This is a genomic window from Lentisphaera profundi (genome assembly GCF_028728065.1).
GTDB classification, from domain to species: Bacteria; Verrucomicrobiota; Lentisphaeria; order Lentisphaerales; family Lentisphaeraceae; genus Lentisphaera; species Lentisphaera profundi.
The window spans coordinates 650,096-677,085 of the sequence record NZ_CP117811.1; the positions used below are offsets into that span (position 1 = coordinate 650,096).

Below are 26,990 nucleotides of genomic sequence, written 5' to 3' on the forward strand. Positions count from 1 at the left end.
CACCAATCAATTATATTGTATGGAGGATGATGCATATGTCCCATCATGCACATATGCCATCTATCACATAGTTGCGAACTAATGGTGAACGTGATTGTAGAGAGTAAGAGTAATATGCTTTTTTTCATTTTATTATTAGCTAACGTCTAAACTGAGTTTGTACTTTCTATTTAAATTGTGACTCATAACGAAAGTATCAACTCCAGTTACTGGTTCTGTATTTTTCTATTTTCTTTTAATTTTTTCATTTCTATAGGACTATTGCTGACTTCGCATTTGTCTGAGTTTGTGATCCAAGTCAGCTGCGTAATTCATGGTGATTTAAGAGGCTAAATACAGATTGATAATCGTATTTCGTTTTCTACTTCGTTTGCTTTAAAAATCTTTTTTATTATTCCTACAGAACGACCGAGATTAGGGATTTCGAGCGAAGCGAAGAAATTCCTCTGCAGCTCATGGTTAGGGTTCCCCCATCTTAGATCTAAGTTTTTTGTTGATGTTTGGTCAAGTATCAAAGACACCTTCCCATGAATCCCCAATTAATTTTTGGTTGAGATATACGTCGACTTCATCATAGCCTGGTTCTGGATATACAACTACATTTTGGTCTTCTAATGTTTCTATATCCCAGTAAAAGTCTGATCCCACATTTTTTGCAATAAGTGTAAATGTTTCACCTGTTTTTAGAGGGAATATATGTGAAATAGGTTCGATGCTTACAATAATTTCTTTTAGATTATCAGGGCAGGTTATCTTTGTTTGTTGATCAGATAATGGTAAAGGTCTTTTATACTCTTGATTAGAGTCTCTTTTACCTTGTATGAATAACAGCAATATTGGTATGCCTATGACGATTATGAGTACTAATATTATATTCATGTTTATGCTTTTTATTTTTATACCCTAACGTCTAGCTCTCGGACGGCGTACCCGCCGTTCGCGAGCAGCTAATGGTTGGTGTTGTCATTTGCGTCTTGTCAGGGATACAATTCTTGCCTCAACCAGCGACCTGTTTCGCGTTCACGGACCGGCCGGTCGCTGCCGTACCTTCATTCCGACGGCAAAGCACACCCCCAAAAGCCCTGCCAGCAATGGTAGCGACGATAAGCACAGGAAGATCCACTTAAAGAGTGTTGACTTGTCGTCGCCAGTATCGAAGGCGGGTATGACATAGACCCCATCGATAGGATATACCTGGATGCTCTGACCTTCGGAGATCCTCTCATAGACGATGCCTGTAACTCCCCTGGTAACAGGACCGATCGTAGCGACTTCCATATCTACCCAGTAGTCACGGTCTATCTTGGTTCGTTTCTTCACCCCAATTCCCGTGGTACGTTTGGTTTTCTCATATCGCTTGCGAACGACTTTGGCCTCCAGCGGGTCAATCTGGCCGGTTGCTACAATCTTTTTTCGCGACGCCCATTTTTCCTGGTCCTCGGAGACGGTATTGAAGAAATCATATACCATGTATGCAATGATTGACCCCACGCAAATGAAAACGAGCGAGCCGAAAAGAAGAAAGTTACTCAGGTAATTCTTCATTCTTTATCTAATCTTCTCGTTTTCTTGGTCAGTCCTGCACGCCAGCCCAATCGTTGCAGCACGTTTACCCTCCGACTTCCCCATTTAAGCTTCGCTTGGTCTACAGTGGGCATATTTTCGTCCAACATGGTTATATGAGCCGGTCGTTTTATTCTGGGGGCCCAAGTTTTTGTTTAATTTTGATGTTGTTAAATGTAGGGTGGATTTAATGATTATAAACTCAAAGTTCAAATTTTTGTTTGTTGTGGGTACTTGTTATTACGTCAAATAATGTCGTAAATCAAGGGTTATGATCCGGTTGTATAAGTCGGGGATTGTATTATTCGGGTCGATTTCTCAGGTTTTTGTTAATTTTCTATGAAGTCAAATAATGTCGTAAATCAGGGGTTATGAGCCGGTCACATAATACCGTTATTCGAGTCTTACATGCTATTTGATATTATATAAAAGCTAATAAATACTTGTGATTATTGAGTTTTGGTCATTTAGTTCTTTAACGGAAAGAAAGAGGATTAGTGATGTCGAACATGCAAATTTTTAAGAATTTTTTACTTAATCAAAAAGGGATTCATGAAAAGTACGTGGAGTACTATCTTAAGCGGGTAGCTCAATATAGTGAGTTCTGTCGAAGAAATGGTAGTGAACCTTATGATCAGATTAGTTTGAATGCTTACTTAAGAAGTTTGTTTGGCCGTGCTGAAGAGTGGCAAATCCAACAAGCCGAAGAGGCAGTGAAGTATTACTGGTATTGGCGCTCGGAAGGGAAATCGGAAGAAAGTTCTTGGCAGAGTAATGAAGAAATTCGTTTAGAAAAGCTTTCAGTAGCTTTTGATGTGGAAAAGGTCGAGTATTTAAATAATTTTGAGAGAGCGTTGCGACTTCAGCAAAAATCACTAAGAACGATAAGGGCTTATGTTTCTTGGACGAAACGTTACTTAGCGCATAGTGCTGAGGGGTATCAGGAAACAGAAAAAGTGCGAGATTTCTTATCCTATTTAACACTGAGGCATAATGTTGCGGCGTCGACTCAGAATCAGGCTTTGTGTGCGTTGGTGTCATTGTTTAAATATGTGTTTCAAAAGGATCTAGGAGATATTAGCGGAAGTTTTCGTTCTAAAAAAAGTGAGCGCTTGCCAGTAGTGTTAGATATTGAAGAAGTGAGATGTTTGATTGATGCGACTCTCGGTCAAGAAAAACTAATGATGAAGTTGATTTATGGTGGCGGATTAAGGAAAAATGAATGCCTGCGTTTAAGGATAAAGGACATAGACTTTAAAAGAGGGGCGCTGAATATACGTGCAGGTAAAGGGGATAAAGATCGACAAACTTTGTTAAGCAAGAACTTGGAGAGTGAAATTAACGTTCATATATGTGAAATAAGAAAACTTTATGAGAAAGACCGAAGCGAAGGTGTGGAAGGAGTTTACTTGCCGAATGCCTTAGTGAGGAAGTATCCGTCAGCAGCTAAGGAATGGAAGTGGTTTTGGTTGTTCCCTTCACCGATATTAAGTATTGATCCCATGTGCGAAGTTAAAACAATAAGAAGACATCATTTATCTGGTACGGGATTGAGTCGTGTGTTGAAAGCAAAGTGTCATGAACTTGGGATAAAAAAACGCTGTACAGTACATACTTTGAGGCATAGTTTTGCGACTCATCTTTTGGAGCGAGGGACGGACTTGAGGACGATTCAGGAATTACTTGGTCATGAGGATATAAGTACGACGCAAATTTATACGCATGTACTTAATTTGAATCAGTCGGGGACGCAAAGTCCTTTAGATGATTTATGAGCAAGACAGGCTCCGCATGAGAACTGATGGCGATCAGCTACTCGTCGAGTATAATTATGTTGTGTTTTTAAAATCCGCCTCCCGATAGATAAGTTCATTCCTTAGCTTAATAGATCTGTTTTAATTATATCGGCAAGAGTAAAGCTAGTGGAGCGGATTGATATTATTTAGCTTATTACTGAATAATAGAGATAAATTAAAGGCAACATTGCTTGTAAGCAAAAGTTAAGGACGATTTGGTGCTCGGCGTAGCCAGGAAAAGTGCGGGCGAGACGCTCGCGGGCGAGTAAATTTAGGAGTAGTCGTGGATGTAGCTTAGGCGGGCGAGACGCCCGCGGTCCCGGGTAAAAGAAGATCATATTTCGCTTAAGAGTGGCTTACGCTTGCCACAGTGGGCGGATGAAAATAAATCATGAAGTTTTGGAGGAGATGCCAAGCAGGTGCTCGGCGTACCCAGGGCGGGGGGGTGAAATAAACGGAGTTAGTTTTGGAGGTGATGCCAAGCAGGTGCTTGGCGTACCCAAGGAGGGGGTATGCGGTCGAGACGCCCGCGGTCCCAGGTGATGTAGCTTAGGCGGACTAGGCGAAATTGTATTTTGCACGTGCTTTACCTAGGTAGGTGCTTAATAAGCGAGGTAAAGTATTTAAAACTTAGAGCTTTTTGTCACTTCATTTTGTGGTGTCGGTTTCTTTTATAAATAATCGTTAAAGCGGAAAATTTAAGCAGGGATAATTGCTTAAGTTGAAGCGAAGTACAAGATTTATTATAAGGAAATAAATATGAGATTTTTAACTTTAGTTTTGTTGGCGTCATTCAGTGCGACGGCAGTGGATTACGAAAAAGATATCAAGCCAATTTTTGAAGAGAATTGTGCCAAATGTCATGGCGAGAAAAAACAGAAGTCTGATTTTCGCTTAGATGACCGCGAGAGTATCCTAAAAGGAGGTGACTGGGGCGAACCAGGCGCCGTACCGGGGCATCCAGAGAAGAGTTCTATTATAGAGTTTATTAGTTTGGATCCGGATGATGATGATATCATGCCGCCCAAAGGTGATCCGCTGAAGAAAGAGCAAATTGCTTTAATTAGCGAATGGATCAAAGAGGGTGCTAAAATGCCCGCGAAGAAAAAAGTTGCAGCAGAGAAACTTTGGTCTCTAGAAAAAGTAAAAAAGCCAGCGATTCCATTAGGTGAAAAAAATGTGGTGGATGCCTTCTTAAAAGAAAAATTAAGTGAGCAGGGACTCGATTTTAGTCAGCAGGCTGATCCGGTAGTGTTACTTCGCCGTTTGCAGGTGGTACTCACTGGGATTCTGCCTACGCCAGCAGAAAAAGATGCTTTCCTCGAAGCCTGGGTAATGGATGCGGACAAGGCATATAGTGCAAAAGTGGAAGAGCTATTGGCATCGGATCAATACGGCGAGCGTTGGGCTCAGCATTGGTTGGATGCAATTCGCTGGGCGGAAACGAGTGGTTCAGAGAGTAATCTCTACCGAAAGAATTCATGGCATTTTCGCGATTATGTAATCCGCGCCTTTAATCAAGATAAGCCTTATACAGATTTCATTATCGATCAGTTGGCGGGTGATCAAACGGGCTATCCAAGAGCGACGGGATACTTAGTTTCAGGGCCACATGTGCCTCCTGCCACCGTAGGGCAACAGCAGAGTGCGATTGCCGAAGCACGCTATGATAGATTGGATCAAGTGATGCAGACAGTAGGAGCCTCAATTATGGGTATGACTTTAGGTTGTGCTCGTTGCCATACACACAAATTTGATCCGATTAAAATCAATGATTATTATTCTATTCTCGCCAATTTTCAGGGTGTGGAATTTGGGATTCGTAAACCAGAACTAGCCGAACATGCACATCATGTGGTGAAAGGTAAAAAAATCATGGGCAAGATCCAAGCCTTACGTCAAAAAGAGCGCAGTACTTGGAAAGAGCAGTGGCATAGTCGCCACGAAGCTCGTGTTAATCAATTAAAGACTCGTGGTATTCGACTTGTGGCTTTATCTAATTCAGTAGCACTTGATGAAGTCGATATTTATAATACGGCGGGAAAAAACATTATATCCCAAGCGAAAATCAGTACGAATATAGCAGGTGAGAAAGTAGATGTAGAGCTCTTACGAGATGGTATGATTGGTCAGTTCTATGGCTTCAAAGCTAAAGTTAAAAAAGGCGACAAGAAGCTTCACTACATTCAATTTGATTTTGCAGCAGATATTGAGTTTTCGGGCATTGCTTTGAGTAAGGATCGCAAAGCGCCAGTCAATACGGATTATTTGCTAAGTGAAGAATGGCTCACAAAACTAGATAATTATAAAATTGAGTACAGAGATGAGCAAGGTAAGTGGAAAGTTTTAGTCAAAAATCTTACTCAGCTAAAAACTTTACCAGCAATTCAGGATTTAATTACCGAATACAATGAAAAAGCTGTACAGGAAGAATTTATTGGTCGTTTCATCAAACCAGTAAAATCACATGTCTTAAAACGTGGGAGTGCGAGTTCATTGGGAGCAGAAGTTGTCCCAGGACCCTTGACGATTATTACGGCATCACTCAATATGACGAGTGAGACTTCCGATAAAGAACGCCGCATGACTTTTGCGAAGTGGCTGGCATCGGATACCAATCCGCTCACGGCGCGAGTGATGGTCAACCGCCTTTGGTATCATACTTTTGGTGATGGCATAGTTTCCACCTTATCAGACTTTGGTAACGCGGGAGCGAAGCCGAGTCATCCAGAATTACTGGATTATTTAGCGAGCGAATTTGTGGAGCAGGGCTGGTCGACCAAGAATTTCTTGAGACTGCTGGTGAATTCAAAAGCCTTTAAGCAGGATAATAAACCTAAGGTGGCAGCGCTCAAATTAGATGCGGGTTCACGCTTATTGTGGCGTTATGCACCACGTCGAGCTGAGGCAGAAGTGATTCGCGATTCAGTATTGAAATTCAGTGACTCATTAGATTTGACGACGGGTGGACCCTCTTACAGAATTCACGGGACAAAGAAACGTTATGGAATGTGGAAAGTAACGGATAATTATAGTGAGCCAACGTGGAGGCGAATGATCTACCAAGAGCGTATGCGTGGAGTAGATGACCGTATGTTCACCGCATTTGATTTTCCTGATTGCGGTCAAGTACTCTCTAAACGTCCGGCTTCAACGACACCACTTCAGGCGCTGAATTTAATGAATAGTAAGTTCATGGAAAATCAGTGTGATATCATTGCGAAAAAAGTTGAGTCAAGTGATCCTGAGACTTCGATTCGCCAGCTCTTTTTACTGATCTATAATCGTCAGCCATCTGAGATTGAATTGGTAATGAGCAAAAAAATTCTCAAGAGTGAAAAAGTCAGTATCCTATGTCGAGCCATGCTCAACAGTAACGAATTTATCTTTATTCAGTGAGGTTAAAATGAATCCATTAAATATTTCATCCATGGGCCGTGGCCTACTCAATCGCCGCGATTTTCTAAAAACAAGCGGTGGCGCCTTAGGCTCTTTAGGACTTATGCATTTACTTGCGGGCGATAGTGCCTTGGCCTCGGAAGGAGGAAAGACTCCCTTGCGTCCTAATATTGATCCACAGAATCCCTATGCACCGCGTCCAGGTCATTTTCCTGCTAAAGCGAAGCAAGTCTTGGTTGTTTACTGTCCGGGGGGAGTGAGTCAGGTAGATACTTTTGATTACAAGCCAGACCTTTGGAAATTCCATGGTCAGAAACCGCCGGGAATGCCAGCCGTTACTTTTGAAGGACCCACGGGAAATATCGCCAAGCCCTTCTGGGATTTTAAACCCCGAGGAAAGAGTGGTAAAATGATTTCTGATTTAGTGCCTAATCTAGGTGCTTTGGCGGATGATCTCTGCTTCTTTCATTCGCTTCGCTCTTCAACTAGTGCTCATCCCCAAGGAGAGAATTTCGTAAATACTGGATTCACTGTAGAGGGTCATCCTTCGCGTGGTGCTTGGATTAGTTATGCCTTGGGAACGGAGAATCAAAATTTACCCGCATTTGTGGCGATTAATGACCCGCGTGGCAAGCCTCGTTCAGCAAAAAATAACTGGGGTTCAGGTTTCTTGCCTGCGGCTTATCAGGGAACAGATTTTAATGCCTCGGCACTACCAGCAAATTTAAAGGTGCCGAAGTCAATTAGTAGGAATTCTGAAAAGAATACTAATGATATGCTCAAATTTCTTAACGAGAAGCATATGGAGCAATTCCCTGGAGATAGTAACTTGGCCGCACGAGTGGCGACTTATGAACTGGCAGGTCGTATGCAGATGTCGATTCCTGAAGTATCGGATATCTCCAAAGAACCTGCTTATATCATGGAAGAATATGGTGTGAATAGCCCCAATAAAACCAAGGGTGAATACGCAAAGAACTGTATCTTAGCACGTCGCTTGTTAGAGCAGGGTGTCCGTGTCGTGGAACTCTATAATGGAGCTAATAGTCCCAATGGAATTAATAACTGGGATTCTCATAATAACTTGGAGAAGACCCACCAAGCTCAAGCGGATATCATGGATCAGCCTACGGCAGCACTGATTAGTGATATGAAACGTCGCGGGATGTTGGATGATGTCTTAGTGGTTTGGTGTACTGAGTTTGGCCGTGCGCCTTTCTTGCAGGCCAATGGTACTGGGCGCGATCATAATCCAGGGGCTTTCACTTGCTTTATGGCCGGTGCGGGTGTGAAAAAAGGCTATAGCCATGGCATGAGTGATAACTTCGGTTTCAAAGCGACCGATAAACCTCAGGATGTCTATGATTTTAATGCCACAATTCTGCACCTTATGGGCTTGGATCATGAACGTTTATCCTATTATCATAATGGCATTGAATCGCGATTGACAAATGTGCATGGGCACGTGATTAAAGATGTGCTGGCTTAAAATAGCGAGGCTAGAGCGGTAGTTATTTTAATCGCCAGTTGAGGAAGGCATTCCTCACGGGGTTCGGGGCTGGCCCCGAAATGTACTATGAGGGATTAGTCCCTCAAACTCCTTACAAGGGCTTGCCAGCCCTTGACCCAGCACCAATCTACTAATCCGGATAAGTCTTAATTACCAACTTTAGAAAAGTAGCTTGTTTAAGACTGTTTAGATTAATATACTTTACTAGATTAATATCATTCAAAACTTTAACAATATATGGAATACTTATGCAGAATTTTTTTAGAATGGCCCTCTTAGTCTTTTTATCTATTGGCTCAATACAAGCAAATGAATGGAAGTCACTTTTTAATGGGAAAAACTTAGATGGTTGGAAAGGCTTAGAGCAGTACTGGTCAGTTCAGGATGGAATCATTACTGGCGAGAGTAAAACTGCGGTACCCTTCACTAACTTTCTGATTTATGAAAAGGGTGAATTCAGTGATTTTGAGCTCAAATTTGATTTCTGTATTTTTTCAGGCAATAGCGGAGTTCAATACCGTAGCAAGCAAGTTGGCAAGCCAGAGAAGTTTTCCATGAAGGGCTATCAAGCAGATTTTGATCCCGGGAATGCATGGAGTGGAACCAACTATTTCCAGGGCCGTGGCATCATGGCTAAACGCGGTCAAAAAACACTTATGGAAAAAGGCAAAAAGGCCTCTTCAACAGAAGCCTTGGGCGACTTCGATGAATTGGCGAAATCAATCAAAGCAGCCGGTCAATGGAATAGCTATCATATCATAGTAAAAGGCGATCATTTCCAACATTTTATTAATGGTGTACTGATGTCTGAATGTACTGATAAAGATCCCAAATTGAGTTTGGCGAAAGGCACTTTTGGTTTGCAGATGCATAAAACTAAAGGCACTGGAATGAAAGTTCAGTTTAAAAATATTGAACTTAAGGAATTGAAGGACAAATAAAAATAATTGGGGATACAATTCCTAAGCCTTCGCTCTTCGAGCGTGAAAAATGTTTTAAAACCTAGGCTGACGCCCCGAAACCTAGGCTGAAGCCCAGGCCTACCACCCATCGCTCTACGAGCGTAAAATGGCCCGTGGCGTAGCTACGACGCAAAAATATCCATAACGCAAGTCACCTATGCTAATAGGAGCTGTTTATTTGTTAAAGACGTGGAGGGTAAATTGCCTTTGACCGGAAAGTTTATCTAAAAATGAAGAAGGTAGGGTATTTATGAAAGTGTTGTTAGCCTGTGCATTGGCACTCATCTTTGTGGGAGGGGCTTGCGTATATAATGATATTCAAAGTCAAAAAAGTGAGGTTTCACAAAGGCTTGGGGATGAAGATTCTAGCACGATTACTTCGGATATTGCCACTTCCGCAAAATCGAGTGAATTAGTATGGCCCTTTATCCCAGGAGTTTCAGAGCTAGTCAAGGCTTATTACATCAGTTCGTCAAAAGGACTGGATAGTAATGATGGTAGCATCAAATCTCCATGGAAAAGCTTAGATAAAATCAGCTCGATCAAACTAGAAGCGGGTGATAGGGTTTGTTTTCAAAAGGGAGATCGTTTTAATGGTCATTTCGTGGTCAATGGTTCGGGTACTCAGACTCAGCCAATCATAATCACATCGTATGGAAGTGGTAAACAAGCGATTCTTTCTGGGCAAGTGGGAGAGTCAAATGGCGGCGATTTTCAAGAAGCTATTCTTGTTGAGAATCAAGATAATATTATCTTTAGAGATCTGGAAGTTCACAATGAACGTTTAAGTTCTCGTGAAGGGATCAATGATGCCGATGCTTACGGGATTCTTATCCTCAATAGCGGCACTCAGGTGATGAAGAATTTCCTATTCCAAAAGGTGACATTCAAAAATGTTTATGCGCCAAAACCGATCTTAAAAGATGCGGGAGAAGATGCCTTTAATGGGCTAGAAGTCTCTGCTTTAACTTTTCTTACAGAACAGAACCGGGTGGCAGGAAAAGAGAAGAATATTCAGGATGTATTAGTTGAGGATTGTTATTTTGAAAATCTGCAACGTTTGGGAGTGCATATTAAACACAAAGGCTCTCGAGGTAAAATAGGGAATGAAGAAATTAATAGCAATAAAAACTTTGTGTTCCGTAACAATGAATTTCACCATACTGGAGGAACATGCATCTTGCCGATTAGAACTTATAACTGCCTAATTGAAAATAATCTGTTCAATTACCCTGGAGATAGTTCCGATCCACGGATGCCAGCACGAGGCAGTGCGGTATGGACTTGGCATTGTTACAATACCGTGATTCAATACAATAAATGTCAACATATTCGTGGTTACCTAGATTCTCACGGGGTGCATATTGATCATAATAATCACAATACTTTTGTGCAGTATAATTATATGGAAGATTGTGAAGGTGGATTTGTGGAGATTCTTGGCGGCAATGTGAATTCAATCTATCGTTTCAATATCAGTGTGAATGATGGTTGGCGCGAGAACCCAAAATGGAAAACGAGTAACCATACTCTCTGGCTCAATGAGGTCGTTGCTTATGGGGAGAAGCAATCGGAGCAGAGTTATATCTATAATAATACGATTTATATGGACCGTGATTATTCGACCTCAATAGATATTGATGCCAAAAATACCTATGTCTTCAATAATATTTTTTATGCGAAGCAGGGTGCCATCGGAACTAAGCAAATGAATATTAAAGATCATGGAAGTGATTTTGTTCTCAGCCATAATCTCTATCAGGGCTTTATCTCTCCTCGCTTTATTAAGCGCGATGCACAGGCTATTAAAGCAGACCCACAATTCTATAAGGTGAGGCTTGGCAGTGACCAGGGATTTCAGTTGCAAGCAGGCAGTGCAGCCATCGGCGCGGGGATGGTAAGAGATGTGCCTTCGGTGCCGGGTGCGGGTCAGGGGATCTTTAAGCATGTCCCAGCTTATCCTACAGTAGATTTTTATGGTAAGCTTTTGGATGTATCCAAACCATCCATTGGTGCGAGTAAAGATAAGTGATAGTTTAATAAGACGAAAAGTACTCGATAGATCCATTTGCTTTTCAATGACTTTTTCTTTTGTATGTGAAATGGGCTAGAATTAATTAAAAATTTTTAGAAATAGATAGGAAATAATCATTCATGAAATCACTCTTTAACTTTAGATCCTTGCTGTGTTTATTCACGATCAGTTTAGTTCATCTTGAAGCAGCGACTTATTATGTCGATAATCAGGCAAACAATGAAAGGGCTAATGGCTTAACGGAGAAAACGGCATTTAAGGACTTTACGCAAGTCAATAGGCTGAACTTACTTGCGGGAGATAAGGTCTTATTAAAGCGAGGAGGTCACTATCATGGAGCGATCAAACTACAATCGCTTGAGGGCACGGAAATAGCTCCTATTGAATTAGCTTCTTATGGAGATGAAAACTTGGCTCGACCCAAAATAGATGGGCAAGGTTATTTTGCCGTTATTAATTTGGATGGCTGTGCTTACGTAAATGTAAGTGGTTTAGAACTGACAAATGATGGTGGGAAAGCGAGAGATAAACGAGCCAAGCACGAACGCTACGGCGTGGCCCTTACTGCAATTGCAGGGGATAGCCATAATATTAATTTAAGAGATTTAAAGATCCATCATATTTTTGCGAGTGAATCGCGAGCCTCAGAAGGGTATAATCCGACGAGTAATTTTGGTATGGGAGTGATTCTTGAAAATAAAAAATCGCAACATTCCATTAACCGAATTACCCTCGAAGATTCAGATATACGCATGGTGGGATTTTACGGGATTCGCATCAAGGGCAGTATGGAACAAAAGGTAAGCATGGTGAATATACTCAATAATAAGACAGTAGATACGGGCTGTTCAGGAGTGCAAATGAGCTATGCCTCACATATACGTGTGAAGGGGAATGATTTCGCTTACTCAGGGTCAAATAAAGATCCGCGCATGCACGCAAGAGGTAGTGGATCTTGGTGCTGGGGATCGGAGAATATTACTTATGAAGAGAATAAGTTTAGCCATGCTCGCGGCAAGGGAGATTCGGCGGGTATTCACATTGATTTTAATTGTAAGAATATCATCGTACAACGCAATTTAAGTATCGATAATGAGGGCGGCTTTATTGAGATATTGGGAAATAATTGGAATTGTACTTATCGCTATAATATAAGCATTAATGATGGCGCGCGAATCAAGGGTGAAAATCGTGCTTTTCAAGAAGGAAAAATTCTGTGGTTTAGCAGTTTCTGTGGGAAGGATGGTGGACGCAAAGGTCCCTATAATAATTATATTTACAATAACACTATTTTTGTTAAGAAAGGCATTCTCAATAAGTTTTCGGTTGCGCCGACAACTGAGGGTGTTTTGATTGCCAATAATATTTTTCATTTAATGGATGAATCAAAGAATGTGTCGGGAGATCAATTCTGGAATAAAAAACTTCGTGCTCAAGTAAATAAGCCAAGTAAGAATATTGTTTTTGGTAATAATATTTATAATAAGGAAACGAGCTTGCCCGCAGATTTTGAAATTCAAGATAAGGCCAAAATCATTGGTGATGTCGAGTTTAAGAATGCAGGAAGTTTAGATGCACATGACTACATTCCTATAAATAGTGACTTAGTGATCGATAAAGGCATAGAGATTCAACGCTTGGCAAATGACCCTATCGGGATTATTGGGGGCTTAAAAATGAAAAGTGATTTCTTTGGCAATCCCATTAAGGGTAGGCCCGATATGGGGGCAATAGAAATTCAGTAAAATAAATCAATTGTTTTGAGACTTAGAGGTCACTTCGTGAGAAGTGGCCTGTTTTTTATATAAATAGAATTAATGAGGTTTCATGAAAAAATTATTATTACTTACGAGTGCATTGCTCCTATCTCCCGTTCTTCATAGTGTGGAAAAACCCAACTTAATCGTGATCATGACGGATGATATGGGCTATGCAGATGTTGGCTTTAATGGTTGCGAAGATATACCCACGCCACATATAGATAGTATTGCTTCCAAGGGCGTGAAGTTTAGTAGCGGCTATACTTCCTACTCAGTTTGTGGTCCAAGCCGTGCGGGTTTTATTACCGGTCGTTATCAACAACGCTTTGGTTTTGAACGCAATCCCTTGTGGAGCTTAACTGATCCCAAATCTGCACTTCCCCTAAGTGAAATGACCATAGGACAATCATTACAGAAAGTAGGGTATAAAACCGCCATTATTGGCAAATGGCATTTGGGTGCCGAGCCTAGTTTGCGTCCAAATAAGCGGGGCTTTGATGAGTTCTTTGGACACCTTGGTGGAGGACATAAATTTATGCCCGAGGATTTAAATATTGTCAAAACGGAAGATGTGAAAAATGAGTCTGACTCATACCGCAGCTGGATCACTCGCAATGATACGCCGGTACGTACCGAGAAGTACCTGACCGAGGAGTTTAGCGATGAAGCTGTGAGCTTTGTGGAAGGCAATAAAGATAAACCTTTCTTTTTATTCCTCTCCTATAACGCACCTCATTTACCGCTTCAAGCGACGCAGAAATATCTCGATCGCTTTGATCATATTTCTGACCCAAAGCGCAAGGTTTACGCCGCCATGGTGAGTGCCGTAGATGATGGAGTAGGACAAATTATGGCCAAACTTCACAAATTAAAAATTGAAGATAATACGATCGTTTTCTTTTTGTCTGATAATGGAGGACCCACGACTAAAAATCATTCGGATAACGGTCCCTTGAAAGGCTCGAAATCCGATATTTGGGAAGGGGGTTATCGCGTGCCATTTGCGATGCAGTACACCGGTGTAGTCAAGGGAGGTCAAGTATATGATCATCCGGTAAGTTCACTTGATATTTTCGCGACGATTGCCGATATCAGTCAATCACCGATTCATAAAGATAAGCCACTCGATGGAGTGAATTTAGTACCTTATGTGACAGGTGAAAATACAGCAGCTCCCCATGAACAACTCTATTTAAGAAAGTTTGATCAATCGCGTTACGCAGTTCGCCAGGGTGATTATAAATTAGTGATCCCTTGGAAGGGCGCTCCACCCCAACTGTATAATCTTAGTAAGGATATTGGTGAAACAAAAAATATAGCGATGAATCATCCCGAGCGGGTGCAAGAAATTAATATGTTACGCAAGGCTTGGGATAAAGAACTCATGGATCCGATATTTCTGGGCCTGACTTCATCGCCTGCTTGGAAGGCGAAAGTAGCCCGTGAAAAAGCTAAAAAGGCCGCAGCATTAAAAAAGCAAAATAAGTAAGATCAAGGATAGAAATAATGACTAGAATGAAACAATTTTTCATTGCAGTACTAATCTTGAATTCATGCTTGGTAGCTTGGGGTGAAAGTCTTTTACATCCGAGAAATGATCATGCACCAAAGTTAATTAGTAATGAAATGATTCAGATCTTCAGACAAAAAAACCTCAATCCCAAAAGTCTCGTTCAGTACGAAGCGGGGAAATGGAAAATCCAAGCAAGAAATCAGCAGCCTTATCAATTGTTTATCCGGGGGGATAAACATGGCTGGGACTTGAGTTCTAAACTTTGGCTCAGTTTTGATATTGAAAATAAATCGGCAGTAGAGCTGATGGTGACGGGCACGGTTTTTGAGTCATGGAATAAAGTTCATGGAGGGGTAGTTGTTCCAGCTCATAGCAAAGAAACCTTATATATTCATCTACCGCGTAAGACTGAAATGTTTGATGACAAAGACTATTTATACTCCAATATAAAAGGTCTACCCAATGGGACTTACAATAATACTTGGCTTAAGATAGATCTCTCCAAAATCCAAAACCTTGACCTAGATATATTTTCAAAATCGGGCAGCTTAAATTTCGAATTGAGTAACTTGCGTGGCATGGCTGATTTTGTGCCTTTAAATAACTTTAAGAAGGCACCGAAAACAAGGCCCTATGTGGATATATATGGGCAGAATAATAGGGATGATTGGCCTGGGAAAATAAAGAATGATCAAGCACTACACAATTCACTCCTAAATGAAAAGCGTGCGATGGGAGCAAGAAAAAAGGCGGATTATTTAAGTCAATTTGGAGGTTTCCTCAATGCGGGAAAACATGTGGCCACAGGGCATTTTTATACGAAGAAAATAAATGGTCGTTGGTGGTTCATTGATCCAGAAGGTTACTTATTTTGGTCTTTTGGAGTGACCACAATCACATCAAAAATGTATACTAAAGAACCGGCCTTTGAATCATTACAGTCCCAAACTCAAAGTGCGGATGAACTGATGTACAATAAAAAATCAGGCTGGAACCCATTAGGCTCAAATATCTTGAAAAAGTATGGAGCCAATTGGCGCAGTGCTTATGCAGAAATGGTTCATGAACGCATCCAGTCTTGGGGGATGAATACACTCGCCAATTGGACACAGAAAGAAATTAGTGGATTACAGAAAACGGCTTATGTGGTAGCGGTACATTTTCAGCGTAAAGAAATCAAAGAAGGGGAGCATTTAAAATCTTTGCCAGATGCTTATGATCCCCATTTTGAAAAGCATATACGCTCATCATTAGCGCGCTATAAAAAAGAAGCTGAGGATGCTTGGTGTCTAGGTTTTTTTGTTGACAATGAATTAGATTTTGGACATCATGAATACTCTATCGGAAAAACTATTTTTGAGGGCAATCCGAACTCTTTTTCAAGAAAAGTCTTCGTCTCTAAATTACAAGATAAGTACAGTAATATTGATGAATTAAATAAGGCGTGGAAAACAGAGTTTGTTTCCTGGGATAAGCTTCTTGGCAAGCTAGAGATGAAGACTCAGGCTTGCCGCCAAGACATGGAGATGATGTCCGCGGCGTATTTGGAGAAATATTACTCAAGCTGTTCAAGTTCAATGAAAGCATTGGCGCCTAATAAGCTCTATTTAGGAAGTAGAATTTATCAAAAAGAAAATACTTTATCCTTACTCGCAGCGGCTCGTCATTGTGATGTGCTTAGTATTAATAATTATGATTTTAGTCCCTTGAGAGTGGATTGGCCTAAAGCAATTGATACCCCAGTCATTATTGGAGAATATCATTTCGGTACCAGGACGGAATCGGGTGTATGGGGAGGAGGGCTTTGTACTTCAGTAGATTTATCGCATGCAGCTGAGCAATTCCGTTACTACAGTGAACAAGCGATGCAGGACCCTCGTTTTGTAGGCGCGCATTATTTTCAATGGAGTGATCAAGTGGTCACTGGGCGAAAAGATGGTGAGAATTATCGCATTGGCTTTGTGTCGATTACGGATGAACCCTATGCTGAAATGGTCGAAGCCTCTCGACGAGCAGGAAAGAATATGTACTCAAATCGTCTCGCTAAGTAAGGCTTAAAATCTTAATTATGACAATAAGCTTCGCTATTCTTATAGATTTTGATCTTCACGAAGAAATGATTATGAATTACTATTAATAAACAATTACAGAAGCTAGGATTTTGGTGTATTTTACAAATGTGTGAAATAGAGCTGTAATAACTGATTGATAGAATTTCTAAATTGTAGAGGCTTTAGGATGGAAGATAACCTGACGAGAATGACCCTAATTCAAAAGTTGCAGGATGACTGTGATGATAATTCATGGGACGAATTTATTAAACTCTACAAAGGATACGTCTTTGTCATTATAAAAAAAATGAATTTTAATGATGAAGACTGCCACGATATAATGCAGACTTCTTTTTTGAAAGTTTGGAAAAGCGTACAGAATTTTGAGCATGGGGGCTACAATGGACAATTCCGTCGTTGGTTAGCCATGATTGCTCGTAATACCGCACTCAATCACTTAGATAAAGTGAAGCGTGAAGCCAATAAACAAAATTTATATACACTAGAGAAGCAACACACTTACCTCGTCGCTTTTACCGAGCCAGAAATAGATAAAATGGCCGATAAAGAATGGGGCGTTTACATTTCCAATATTGCTTGGTCCAATGTTCAGCCAGAGCTCAATCAAAAGCTCCAAGATGTTTTTCAAATGTCATTAGATGGTCGACCACGTACTGAAATTGCCGAAGTGCTAGATCTACCACCAAATACGGTGTCAGTTTATAAAAGACGAGTGACGGCCATTTTACAGAAAGAAATCAAACGCCTCGAAAAAACTTTTGGCTAATGACCTTTTTTAATATGCTTTGATATCAATGGGACATACACCTGACGTTGCAGGCTGCATTCTGTCGGTGAGCGGCACCTACGATCATGTTACCCTATTTATTGTCGTTAATAAATAACTCTTATGGATGCTTTTCTTTTCAAGAAGTTTTGTCTAAGGCCCTATCAGGGAACGTGACCAAAATTTGAAAACTATTCATTACTTCTTCACTGGATAAGGAGGCGTTTTAACTGGAGTTAACTGAAGGATGCTGTCACCTTTGTCAGACGACCCAGAGCGGAAGATTGCCAGGTAGAGTTTCCCCTCATTTTTAGTTAGGTAATAGGGAACCATCCCCTTGGGGACCAGGCGACTGAGGTCTGTCCATTTCCCAGTAGCAAGATCTTCCAATTTTTTGAATCGGATGAATTTATGCTCATCCGGATCGGTTTTTCCGGCATGTGACTTCGTAAAAAAACTCGTTGCATACCAGTAGCCGTTAAAGTAATCGACATCGTTGAGAACAAGCCCTGTCTTCTTCCAGGAGCCAACGTTTGCACTACGTTTCGTTGGATCAAAACTATCATAGATTTTGAATTTTCCAGTCTTCCAATCCACGATTTCCACGACACGCCCCTCCGCCGAGTTAATCACATAAAGCTTGCCGTTCACAAAGGTCAGGCCTCTAGAATAACCCTTAACGGGCACCTTAAGTGCAGACTCATCTTTACCGATCGCCTTGAAGCGAAAAACATGCCCTGAATTGGGATTGATCGCATAGATCCAACCCGTCGCAGGGTCAAGCACGATATCGTGTGGGCGATTCAAAGCAACTCCAGCAATCTTTTTGGTTTCGGCGCTGATCTTTTTGCTTGAGAGACTCTTAAAGGCAATGATGCGATGGTTACCCGTATCGTTAGCGTAATAGAGCTTATCTGCGGGGTTGTAAACAAGCGAGTGCTGAGCTTTTACCGGTACGGGCGAAATTTGAAAGGGGGCATCGGGACCTTTACGGTACATAAATCGGTTGTTTTCCAGGTCGGTCACAATCTCTAAATTATCCCCAATAAAGGCGATATGGGTGGGTGTTTTGAATTTTATCGAATTACTTTTTGGGGCGTAAACAGTTACTTTTAAGCCCAAATCTACTTGATTGTTTGTCAGCTCCTTGCTGAAAAGTGACTGTGACGAGATGGCCATTACGATGAAGAGGAAGAGGAAGAGGAAGAACATCTTTTTTTTGTTCATTTTAAATTGTCCAGATGAATAATATTTTGGTGAACTCACTGCCGAATGCTGCAATATCCGTCCAGCCCATATCATCGACATTGATAAGTATGATATTGGGTTTCTGATTGGCAAATAGCTGAGTTGATAGAAACAGGATGAGACTTAGAAGGTATTTCATCATTTATGTTTTCTTTGATTTGAAATATGTTTTAGATCTTTGATAATCTGAATTTGTTGCTGATAGAAGTATAAAAAATCGAAGATCTTAACAGCGAAAAAATATAAAAAGAATTGAGTTCATTTTTTTCACCACCTCACGGCACAGTTTGCAGGCCAGGGGACGGAGTCCCAGAGCTTGTAATAGAAAACACAAGGGGAGATTTACCGCCTCACTCCAGCGGGGAGGTGTTGCCACACTGGCGGAAAAAAGAGAATTGAGTTCATTTTATTTATTCTCTAGCATCTGGGCTTAGGGATTTCTGAGCGAAACGAAGAAATTCCTCTGTCTCCCTGGTTAAGATTGTTTTTTATTTCGTATGATTATAAGTAAAGGCAACATTATATGACCTATTACACTTATTAAATATCTGCCCGAATTCATTATACCGTTTGGTTCTAATGTATTTTTAATGTGTTTTTCTATAGCGATATCAAACATGATTTTTAGTGACATTACAGTTATATATACAAAGAATATTTTAATGAATATCTTTGGTTTGTTTAGGCATAATATTACAGTTAAGGCGATAATGACAACAACCCATTTGATGGGATATTCAATAGGTTCATAAAAGTCAACCAGCGGATTATTAGGGTGTTTTTCTATAGAAGTAATATAATGGTTGATATATTCTAGGCTAGGTATATCAAGACTCCAGCGCTCATAAATCTGCCACAGTTGATTTAGGATTACGACGCTAAAAATTAAAGTGATTTTTTTATTCATTTTTTATCTAACGACGTGCTTAGATATGTATTGCTTGAAAGTGTTTTGAGTGCTAGACGATTTGATCCCATAATTAACTCCCTAAATTAATTGAAGTTATTAGTGTATGGCAAAATGAATTTATATTCAAGAGGCAAGCATGAGAAAACAAAAAGCCCCAGCAGTTCTGCAGGGGCTTTGGGCAAGTGTATAAAATAACACGATGCTCCAGAAGAGAAGGCATGATGCTGCGCAGACGAGAGGAACGCTGTCTCCTCGAATTCCCCTTAAATCTTCCCTGCAGGTGTATCCGCCCGTAAGGCAATACCTCCCCGCTGGAGTGAGGCGGATTAATAAACATTTTTTACCTAAAGATAAGGGACTCCATCCCTGCAAGGTGTGCCCACCTTGAGAGGCGGATGAAAAGCATTTGCCCCTTGTGTTTTTATTACAAGTACAGGGACTCCGTCCCCATCCCTGCAAGGTGTGCCCACCTTGAGAGGCGGATAAAAAGAGAATTGAAAATCACCTATCCCCAATTTTTCCATCCGCCCGTATGGCAATACCTCCCCGCTGGAGTGAAGCGGTAAATATCCCCTTGTGTTTTTATTACAAGTACAGGGACTCCGTCCCCATCCCTGCAAGGTGTGCCCACCTTGAGAGGCGGATAAAAAGTGTTGCCTAGAAGCATTGGGACTCCGTCCCCATCCCTGCAAGGTGTGCCCACCTTGAGAGGCGGATGAAAGAGCAGTGAATATTATTACTTTTTCTTAATGTGCTTGGGACGGTCTTTGAAAGCGAGTTCTTTGTCGTAAATGACTCCTGGGCGAATGTCTTCATGGGCTTGCTCAGTAATGGCAATCATCTGTTTAAGAATGTCAGGATTACTTTTGGCGATATCATTTAATTCTTCAATATCTTTTGAGATATTGTAGAGTTCCCAAGAGGACTCTTTTCTTTTGCGATAAAGCTTCCAATCACCCATTCTGAGCGCTGTTTGCCTATAGTATTCCCAGTAGAGGTATTTGTGCTCTTCCTGTCCTTCTTTATTGAGGAGAGTTGGCAGAATAGAGAGGCCATCAGTTTTTGGTGAATCAGTTTTTGCGATATCCGCTAAAGTGGGCATGATATCGGGAAAATAAAACATGTGGTCACTCATAGAGCCCGCTTTGATTTTTCCGGGCCAGCGTGCGTACATGGGAATCTTGAGCCCACCATCATAAAGTGAGCCCTTGCCAGCACGAAAGCGCTCGCCGGTCTCTGGATTCAAGTTGGGTGCAAAGAAGCCATGGGGGTGCTCTTCATTTTTGAAATAAGGCTCACCACCATTATCACCACAGAGGAAAACGACGGTGTTGTCATCTATATCTAGCTCTTTGAGGAGGCTCATGATCTCGCCAAGTTGACGATCCACCATGTGCATAAAGGCGGCGTAGACTTTGGCATCAGTATCTTTACTCTGACCTGCAGACCAATTCTTATCTTTGAAGAGCTGCCAAGAGGGGTCATCTTTTTTAATTCCCCAGTGACCATGCGGAGGTGTCCAAGGAAGGTAGCAGAAGAAGGGAACATCCTTGTTTTTTTTGATGAACTTGATGGATTGCTCGAAGATCTCATCTTGAGCATGGGTTTCGCCTTTGTAGCGATCTTGATTAGAATTGCCTTTGAGGGGGACTTCTTTGCCATTATGGATTAGGTATTCGGGGAAATATGTATGCGCATGCACTTGGTCGTAATAACCAAAAAATTCATCAAAACCATGTTTTTCAGGCACTCCGGAAGTTCCGCGAGCGCCAACGCCCCATTTGCCGAAGCCACCAGTGACATAGCCTTCTTTTTTGAGCATAGAACCCAAGGTGGGCTCAGCTTCTCGAATAGCGGAATAGCCATCATTGCTACGCATGGAAGTGTGTCCGGTATGAAGACCGGTTAGTAGTACGGCGCGGGTGGGCCCACAAGTTGGCGCTCCTGCATAAGCGTTGGTGAATTGCATGCCTTGAGTAGCAAACTTATCTATATTGGGGGTAATCAGATAATCATTCTTCATGTGGGAAGTCTCGAAGTAGCCCCATTCATCGAGCATGAGGTAAATGATGTTGGGTTTCTTTTCGGCCATGGTGTTGAAGCCGATTAAGAAAAATATAATTAGCAGAGCTTTTTTCATGGTGAGTTTTATCCTTTGATTTTGATCCTTATTAATTAAGTACTTGAGGGGTGGAAACTTAAGGTTTTTTATGCTCATATATACATTTTTATCCCGCCCGCGGGGGCTCCCCGCTCGCCGAAGGCATTTGTATCTGGTGCTTCGCACACGAGAGGACTCTGTCCTCTCGAGCTCTCCTGCAAGGACTTGCCAGTCCTGTACCAGGCGACTTTAGTGCTTCGCACTCACTTAAAAATTTCAATACTTTATTTCCAACTTTTCATATAGGCTACAATATCGGCTACATCCTGTTCACTCAAGCCCAGTTGTTGCGCAGAGAGCATGAGAGACTGCTTCATGTGCAATTTTTTAGCAATACGTTCATGAGGAATAATTTGCTTCACCCCACCAGTGGAGACTAGGATCATCGGGTCGCCCATTGAGTCCGCAATACCTTGAACTTTCCCCCCGTCTTTCAGGAAGATTTCCATGCCTTTAAAGCCATGAGCAATGCCTGCTGATGGAGCGACAATGGCATTCACAGTAGCTTCGCGAGTTTGTTTGCTCGCCCAGCCCTTGAGTACAGGGCCATAGTTGGGTCCAATATCATTAATATTATGGCACATGGTGCAAGCCATGATTTTATTTTTACCGCGCTCAACATCACCTTTGAGAGCTAAGATTTTTTGCTGATCCAGAGTTTTTATTTCCGGCTCTGCAGGGACAGTAATAGAATTAATGACGAGTTTTTCCGGATCATAAATACTTTTGACTTCTTCGGCAATATCAAGTTTTGACCAAGCAGTAAGACGGCGCATAAATATCCAGTGAGTCATATCTTCTTTCACAGGACTTTCGACTTTGGCCAAATCTATAAGGGCAAGTGCGGCTTTTTTATCATTGATAAATGCCATAGATTCGACGGCAAACTTCCGCTCATTTTCTGATAGTTGATCACTCTTAATTCGTGAGATAAGATCATCAATCGCAAGGGGAGTACAGAAGCGCCAAGTCAAACGTGTAAATGCTGGGCTCCATTGGGTAGCCTTATCCTGCTGGAGATTTTCTTTGAGGTATTTCCAAAGGTCTGCTTCTTTATTAGTCGCACCAAGCCCAATAGCTTCGACATAATTTTTATCGTATTCGCTAGGCATGCCTTGAACGAGATCAAGGAAAATAGAGGCCGTTTCCTGCGCTGAGTAATGTCTGAGTGAAAGGGCTACATCACGGCGAACAGCCGTGTTGGGATCCCTTGCCAATAACTTAGCGTAGGGAAGGATATTGACTTTGGCACGACGAAGTGCGCGGTAAGCGACGAGGCGTGTATTGGCTTTATTGTTTTTCAATAGAGTCAGGCAATGTTCCATACCCGTCTCACCGAGGTAAGGGAGGAGCCAGACTGCACGAGCGGCAATATAGGCATTTTTATGATCGAGAAGTTTTGCGACTTGCGCATACGCTTTTGGCCCAGCCTTTTTAAGTTCAGAGAAACCGAGGTAACGAACATTCACTGCGGGGCTTTTAAGTGCTTCGATTTGACCTGCGATTGTTTTTAAATTGAGCTTTGGGATAAGGGGCTTAAAGCCCTTTGGTGCAATTCTGTAGATCGCACCTGAAGCGGTGGGGTCCAAAGTGGCATGACCGCCTGAGCGCGCATCATACCAATCAGCAACATAAATGGCGCCATCGGGACCGATGCTGATATCGGAGGGACGGAACCAGAGCGAATGTTCAGTAGATTTTTTGCCATGACTCGAGAGGAACTCAAAACGTTCCATTTTGTAGCTGGCGCCTTTTTGTTCAGGGAAATAGCCATAGATCATATTGCGAGTGGCTTCACAAGAGAGGTACATGCCTTCGTACTTATCTCCAAGGGCACCATTTTCATAGAACACGACACCCGTGGGACCTCCTGCACCATAAACGTCTCCGGTATCAAAAGTTCCTGGGTTATCTTGCCTCCAGTGAGCACGTGGGATGGATTGACCAGATCTTTTTGCGGCTTGCCATTTATACTGACCATCAAGAGAATAATAACCAGCAGATCCATACTCAAGTACATAGGAGTTACGGCAACTGGAGTAATCATCATTATCACTTTGGAAGACTTCACCTAATGAGTTAATAGTTTGTTCGTAGCTATTGCGATAACCATGACCAATGATTTCTACATCAGTTCCATCGGGATTCATTCTCACTGTGAAACCCGCACTCCAAACAAAGCCATCATCACTTTTTGCACCACCGAGTTCGTCGGTTGGGGTGTAGAAAAATTCTTTTTTGGTGCCTCCACGGTAGTTAGTATTCATACGGAATTCTTTGCCAGATTTATCGGTAAAAATCGCTCCGCAATTCCCGCTATTGAAATACCATTTGCCATCAGGACCCGCAGTCAAAGAATGCAGGGAGTGATCGTGCTGACGTCCGTTGAACCCCGTGAGCAGAACTTCTCTCTTATCAATGCCTTCATCGAAGACAAGATTGCGGTTGATATCAGTTAAAACAATCAATTCTGGGGGTTGAGAAATAACAACTTTGTTGTCGAGAACGGCGATACCTAAGGGCGCAGAGAGATTGGGGTTTTGGTAGAAAGTGTGAGATTTATCTGCCTTGCCATCACCATTACTATCACGTAAAACAACAATACGATCACCTTCTTTGCGGCGAGCCATATTTTCGCGTCGGTAGTTGACGCCCTCAGTTATCCAAATATTTCCCATGTGGTCAATATCCATATTAGTTGGATTGTAGACTTGTGGCGAGACCGCCCAGCGGGTCACCTCTAATTCACCATCAGCTTTGAATAAATCCATCTCCATATCTTGAAGCATTGCAGGAGGCCAGGGGAAGGCTTCGTTAATACTTGTAGCAACTGCGAGTTTGACGGGTGCTTTTTTAGCTTTATTAGAACTCGAACTACTTTTTACTGGAGCTCTTGTTTTCTTGCGAGGGTCGATAGCTCTACCATCAGGCCCCAAGGGTAAAGGCTTGCCGGGTTCTTGTTCGAGAAGGCTAGCTGAGGGAAGTTCAATTTCTTCGGGGAAATCAGGACGGTTGAGATTTTGATTGAGCATTGCTTTGCTAACTGTTTCGGACTCGACTCCATTTTTTGGTATTTCGACGCCTGCTACCCAGGCAATCGTATTGAGGATGAGTTTACGGTAGCCGTCTATAGCCCAGTTATTGTGGTAATGACCACCGACAAAGCCTGCGCCACGTGCGCCATTTTTTTGAATATTACACCAGATTAAAGCTTGCTCCGTTCCTAATTTATCCGCGGCATTTTTGTTCCAAAATTTCCTGCTGCCATAGCGAATCATATTTTCTTTTGTGGGAGTTGCACCTGCAATCGTGTAGCATTCATTGCAATTTTTATCGAAGTTGAGATTCCAATAAAGCTCATCATAGACTTTGAGGGGGAGTTCGATTCCTCTAGAAACTGGGTGACCCGCCCTAGGCTGAATATCGGCAACCCAGGAAGGATTGATCGAGATCTCATCGTCAAAATAGCCACCGATCCATTTTTTATAGTATTTCTCGCCTGCTTCTTTAGTGGGGTGAACACCATAATGCATGAACATGATGCCCATGCCCGCTTTGATTTTCTTGTCGAGGAATTCGTGCTTTTCAGCGAGTTCACCACCATTATCTGCGTAGATAATGACAGCATCAATATTATCAAAAATACTTTCATCCTCGGGCCAACCGTACCAATGAACTTTGGCATTGATGCCAAGCTGACTCTTGTTCAGGGCCTCAGCTAGAAGCATCGAGCCCGCTTTATATTCGTGGTAACCGTGACGGTGCTTGGTATTGCCCGCAATAAAGAGGATGTTTTTTGTTTCCTTTGCGAGGAGCGCAAAAGATGGTGTAATTAAAAATAGCGCGAGGGCTATTTTGAGGAAGTAGGTCATGACTGTGTTCCGAATTATTTTTTATAAAAAGTTTTTAGATATATATGAGTTTTCTCGACTTAGTGGTCTTTGGACTTGGCGAAGCCTGTTTTTTAAGGGCCTCTTTCTCGGTTTTTATTTGTTTTTGAGGGCTAGTTGATTGAACAATAGTATTTTTTCCAGCTTCGGATCGAGTAGAATCCAGGCGAGTGTATGCACTTATTTTCTCGTTCAAATTATTTGTCGGGCCTTTGACAGATTTAAGGACAACCTTGTCTAAATAAATTTTATTGATTCCTGAGCCCGTGATTTTGAAGCCACCATAAATTTCGGGGTTCTCTCCAATGGATTTAAGGAATAGTGGAGTAGAGTTATTTATCTTTATGAGGTACTGATTATTAATGCTTTCAATTCTGATTTTATTCCATCTGAATGTGTTGAGCTGTTTAGCGATTTCGTGATCAATACTCTTGATTTTGCCATTGATGTTCTCATCTCGACGGAAGTGTAAAGACCCATTTTCAAAATAAACTTTGGCGTAGTTTCTTCCGAGGTGGAACTCGAAAAACTCTGGCGTAACATCAAATTTGAAGGCGAATTCTAAGAGCAGTCCATTGTGTGGGTTTGGTGTCCAAAAAGACAATAAGTGCTGAACTTTAGTCGAGCTTACATCTTTGGGTGAACCAATATATTCGCCTTTGATGACGCTCCAATTCATAGTTTTAGGGGGACGGATTCTGTTATTGATGGACTCGTGGTCAAAGCTTTCATTCATATAATCGGCTTTTGGAGTCACAAGAAGCTCTTCGGCGCTGAGAGGTATAAGTAGGCAGATGACTAGGGCGAATAGGTATTTCATTCTCTGTCCTTGAGTTAAAAGTTGATTGTTAACCCTAGAAGTACCTAGATGAGTGAAACCTTAACAGCGGTTGATGAGAAAAATGAGAAAAGAAAGTCGTCAGTGTTCAGATTGCTTCACTCACTGCAGTTTTTTGCATATTGATCGGTATTAAAGGGCTTTAGCCCGACATAAATTAGAGTGTGGAGTGAGCCACATGATGTGGAGTAAGCCACACGTTCGAACAAATGTTTTTTATCCTCCTGTCTGGCAAGACCTCACGAATGTGAGTCCTGCATATACCGGACCCAAGTATGGGCCCTATGATTAATAGTAGGGAACTTAAGAGATGTTTGAGCTCGAAGAGCTTAGGAAGATAGCCATGGACGTAAGTCCGTGGTGTTTGAATAAGAGCATCGTGCGTGCCGAAGGTACGCTGCAGAAGTTCACCTTCAGACCTTCGGTATGAACATCATTTTTTAACAATAGCCACCGGATTTATACGGTGACTACCATACTATTTTGTTATTTATTTTGCGGGGATGCAAAAACGGGCCAAGCCTTTTTGTCTTGGAGCTTGGGAGGGCGGTTTCGTACCAAGCCATG

At 41.8% G+C, this 26,990-nt stretch carries 17 protein-coding genes; 9 read left to right on the forward strand and 8 right to left on the reverse strand.

Going from position 1 to position 26,990, the window contains the following annotated elements:
• Positions 1–504: 504 nt before the first annotated feature.
• Positions 505–879 (reverse strand): hypothetical protein, encoded by a 375-nt coding sequence (locus PQO03_RS02775; protein ID WP_274150395.1) that lies wholly within the window; start codon positions 877–879, stop codon positions 505–507.
• A 141-nt stretch (positions 880–1,020) separates the two neighbouring features.
• The gene (locus tag PQO03_RS02780) at positions 1,021–1,545 is read right to left on the reverse strand and encodes a hypothetical protein (RefSeq protein ID WP_274150948.1); all 525 of its coding nucleotides are present in this window, start codon (positions 1,543–1,545) and stop codon (positions 1,021–1,023) included.
• A gap of 518 nt (positions 1,546–2,063) precedes the next feature.
• Between PQO03_RS02780 and PQO03_RS02785 the strand changes: the two genes are divergently transcribed.
• The 9 genes from PQO03_RS02785 (at position 2,064) to PQO03_RS02825 (ending at position 17,376) form a co-directional block, all read left to right on the forward strand.
• Positions 2,064–3,338, forward strand: a complete 1,275-nt coding sequence (locus tag PQO03_RS02785) for an integron integrase (RefSeq protein ID WP_337993442.1) — start codon at positions 2,064–2,066, stop codon at positions 3,336–3,338.
• Between the two features lie 780 nt (positions 3,339–4,118).
• A complete protein-coding gene (locus PQO03_RS02790; RefSeq protein WP_274150949.1) occupies positions 4,119–6,758 on the forward strand; it encodes a PSD1 and planctomycete cytochrome C domain-containing protein in 2,640 nt (879 codons plus the stop codon).
• A gap of 7 nt (positions 6,759–6,765) precedes the next feature.
• Positions 6,766–8,247, forward strand: coding sequence for a DUF1501 domain-containing protein (locus PQO03_RS02795; RefSeq protein WP_274150950.1), 1,482 nt, complete (start codon positions 6,766–6,768; stop codon positions 8,245–8,247).
• A gap of 269 nt (positions 8,248–8,516) precedes the next feature.
• Positions 8,517–9,209: a 3-keto-disaccharide hydrolase gene (locus PQO03_RS02800; protein ID WP_274150951.1), complete on the forward strand. Its 693-nt coding sequence runs from the start codon at positions 8,517–8,519 to the stop codon at positions 9,207–9,209.
• A 271-nt stretch (positions 9,210–9,480) separates the two neighbouring features.
• Entirely contained in the window at positions 9,481–11,262 is a 1,782-nt protein-coding gene (locus PQO03_RS02805; protein ID WP_274150952.1) for a right-handed parallel beta-helix repeat-containing protein, read from the forward strand.
• 122 nt (positions 11,263–11,384) lie between these two features.
• On the forward strand, positions 11,385–13,010 hold the full coding sequence (locus PQO03_RS02810; RefSeq protein ID WP_274150953.1) for a right-handed parallel beta-helix repeat-containing protein: 1,626 nt from the start codon (positions 11,385–11,387) through the stop codon (positions 13,008–13,010).
• Positions 13,011–13,092: 82 nt separating this feature from the next.
• Positions 13,093–14,514, forward strand: coding sequence for a sulfatase-like hydrolase/transferase (locus PQO03_RS02815; RefSeq protein ID WP_274150954.1), 1,422 nt, complete (start codon positions 13,093–13,095; stop codon positions 14,512–14,514).
• A gap of 17 nt (positions 14,515–14,531) precedes the next feature.
• Positions 14,532–16,589 (forward strand): hypothetical protein, encoded by a 2,058-nt coding sequence (locus tag PQO03_RS02820; RefSeq protein WP_274150955.1) that lies wholly within the window; start codon positions 14,532–14,534, stop codon positions 16,587–16,589.
• Between the two features lie 187 nt (positions 16,590–16,776).
• A complete protein-coding gene (locus PQO03_RS02825) occupies positions 16,777–17,376 on the forward strand; it encodes an RNA polymerase sigma factor (protein ID WP_274150956.1) in 600 nt (199 codons plus the stop codon).
• A gap of 198 nt (positions 17,377–17,574) precedes the next feature.
• Here the strand turns inward: PQO03_RS02825 and PQO03_RS02830 are convergent, their stop codons facing one another.
• The 6 genes from PQO03_RS02830 to PQO03_RS02855 form a co-directional block, all read right to left on the reverse strand.
• Positions 17,575–18,603: a YncE family protein gene (locus PQO03_RS02830; protein ID WP_274150957.1), complete on the reverse strand. Its 1,029-nt coding sequence runs from the start codon at positions 18,601–18,603 to the stop codon at positions 17,575–17,577.
• 1 nt (position 18,604) lies between these two features.
• On the reverse strand, positions 18,605–18,766 hold the full coding sequence (locus tag PQO03_RS02835; protein ID WP_274150958.1) for a hypothetical protein: 162 nt from the start codon (positions 18,764–18,766) through the stop codon (positions 18,605–18,607).
• A 333-nt stretch (positions 18,767–19,099) separates the two neighbouring features.
• Positions 19,100–19,531: a hypothetical protein gene (locus PQO03_RS02840; RefSeq protein WP_274150959.1), complete on the reverse strand. Its 432-nt coding sequence runs from the start codon at positions 19,529–19,531 to the stop codon at positions 19,100–19,102.
• A gap of 739 nt (positions 19,532–20,270) precedes the next feature.
• Positions 20,271–21,674, reverse strand: coding sequence for an arylsulfatase (locus tag PQO03_RS02845; RefSeq protein WP_274150960.1), 1,404 nt, complete (start codon positions 21,672–21,674; stop codon positions 20,271–20,273).
• Between the two features lie 245 nt (positions 21,675–21,919).
• Positions 21,920–25,567, reverse strand: coding sequence for a PVC-type heme-binding CxxCH protein (locus tag PQO03_RS02850; protein WP_274150961.1), 3,648 nt, complete (start codon positions 25,565–25,567; stop codon positions 21,920–21,922).
• A 34-nt stretch (positions 25,568–25,601) separates the two neighbouring features.
• Positions 25,602–26,405, reverse strand: coding sequence for a hypothetical protein (locus PQO03_RS02855; RefSeq protein WP_274150962.1), 804 nt, complete (start codon positions 26,403–26,405; stop codon positions 25,602–25,604).
• Positions 26,406–26,990 lie beyond the last annotated feature (585 nt).

Coding starts and splice junctions, on each gene's coding strand:
- PQO03_RS02775 (WP_274150395.1), bottom strand. CDS start 879: ATGAATATAATATTAGTACTCATAATCGTCATAGGCATACCAATATTG.
- PQO03_RS02780 (WP_274150948.1), bottom strand. CDS start 1,545: ATGAAGAATTACCTGAGTAACTTTCTTCTTTTCGGCTCGCTCGTTTTC.
- PQO03_RS02785 (WP_337993442.1), top strand. CDS start 2,064: ATGTCGAACATGCAAATTTTTAAGAATTTTTTACTTAATCAAAAAGGG.
- PQO03_RS02790 (WP_274150949.1), top strand. CDS start 4,119: ATGAGATTTTTAACTTTAGTTTTGTTGGCGTCATTCAGTGCGACGGCA.
- PQO03_RS02795 (WP_274150950.1), top strand. CDS start 6,766: ATGAATCCATTAAATATTTCATCCATGGGCCGTGGCCTACTCAATCGC.
- PQO03_RS02800 (WP_274150951.1), top strand. CDS start 8,517: ATGCAGAATTTTTTTAGAATGGCCCTCTTAGTCTTTTTATCTATTGGC.
- PQO03_RS02805 (WP_274150952.1), top strand. CDS start 9,481: ATGAAAGTGTTGTTAGCCTGTGCATTGGCACTCATCTTTGTGGGAGGG.
- PQO03_RS02810 (WP_274150953.1), top strand. CDS start 11,385: ATGAAATCACTCTTTAACTTTAGATCCTTGCTGTGTTTATTCACGATC.
- PQO03_RS02815 (WP_274150954.1), top strand. CDS start 13,093: ATGAAAAAATTATTATTACTTACGAGTGCATTGCTCCTATCTCCCGTT.
- PQO03_RS02820 (WP_274150955.1), top strand. CDS start 14,532: ATGACTAGAATGAAACAATTTTTCATTGCAGTACTAATCTTGAATTCA.
- PQO03_RS02825 (WP_274150956.1), top strand. CDS start 16,777: ATGGAAGATAACCTGACGAGAATGACCCTAATTCAAAAGTTGCAGGAT.
- PQO03_RS02830 (WP_274150957.1), bottom strand. CDS start 18,603: ATGAACAAAAAAAAGATGTTCTTCCTCTTCCTCTTCCTCTTCATCGTA.
- PQO03_RS02835 (WP_274150958.1), bottom strand. CDS start 18,766: ATGATGAAATACCTTCTAAGTCTCATCCTGTTTCTATCAACTCAGCTA.
- PQO03_RS02840 (WP_274150959.1), bottom strand. CDS start 19,531: ATGAATAAAAAAATCACTTTAATTTTTAGCGTCGTAATCCTAAATCAA.
- PQO03_RS02845 (WP_274150960.1), bottom strand. CDS start 21,674: ATGAAAAAAGCTCTGCTAATTATATTTTTCTTAATCGGCTTCAACACC.
- PQO03_RS02850 (WP_274150961.1), bottom strand. CDS start 25,567: ATGACCTACTTCCTCAAAATAGCCCTCGCGCTATTTTTAATTACACCA.
- PQO03_RS02855 (WP_274150962.1), bottom strand. CDS start 26,405: ATGAAATACCTATTCGCCCTAGTCATCTGCCTACTTATACCTCTCAGC.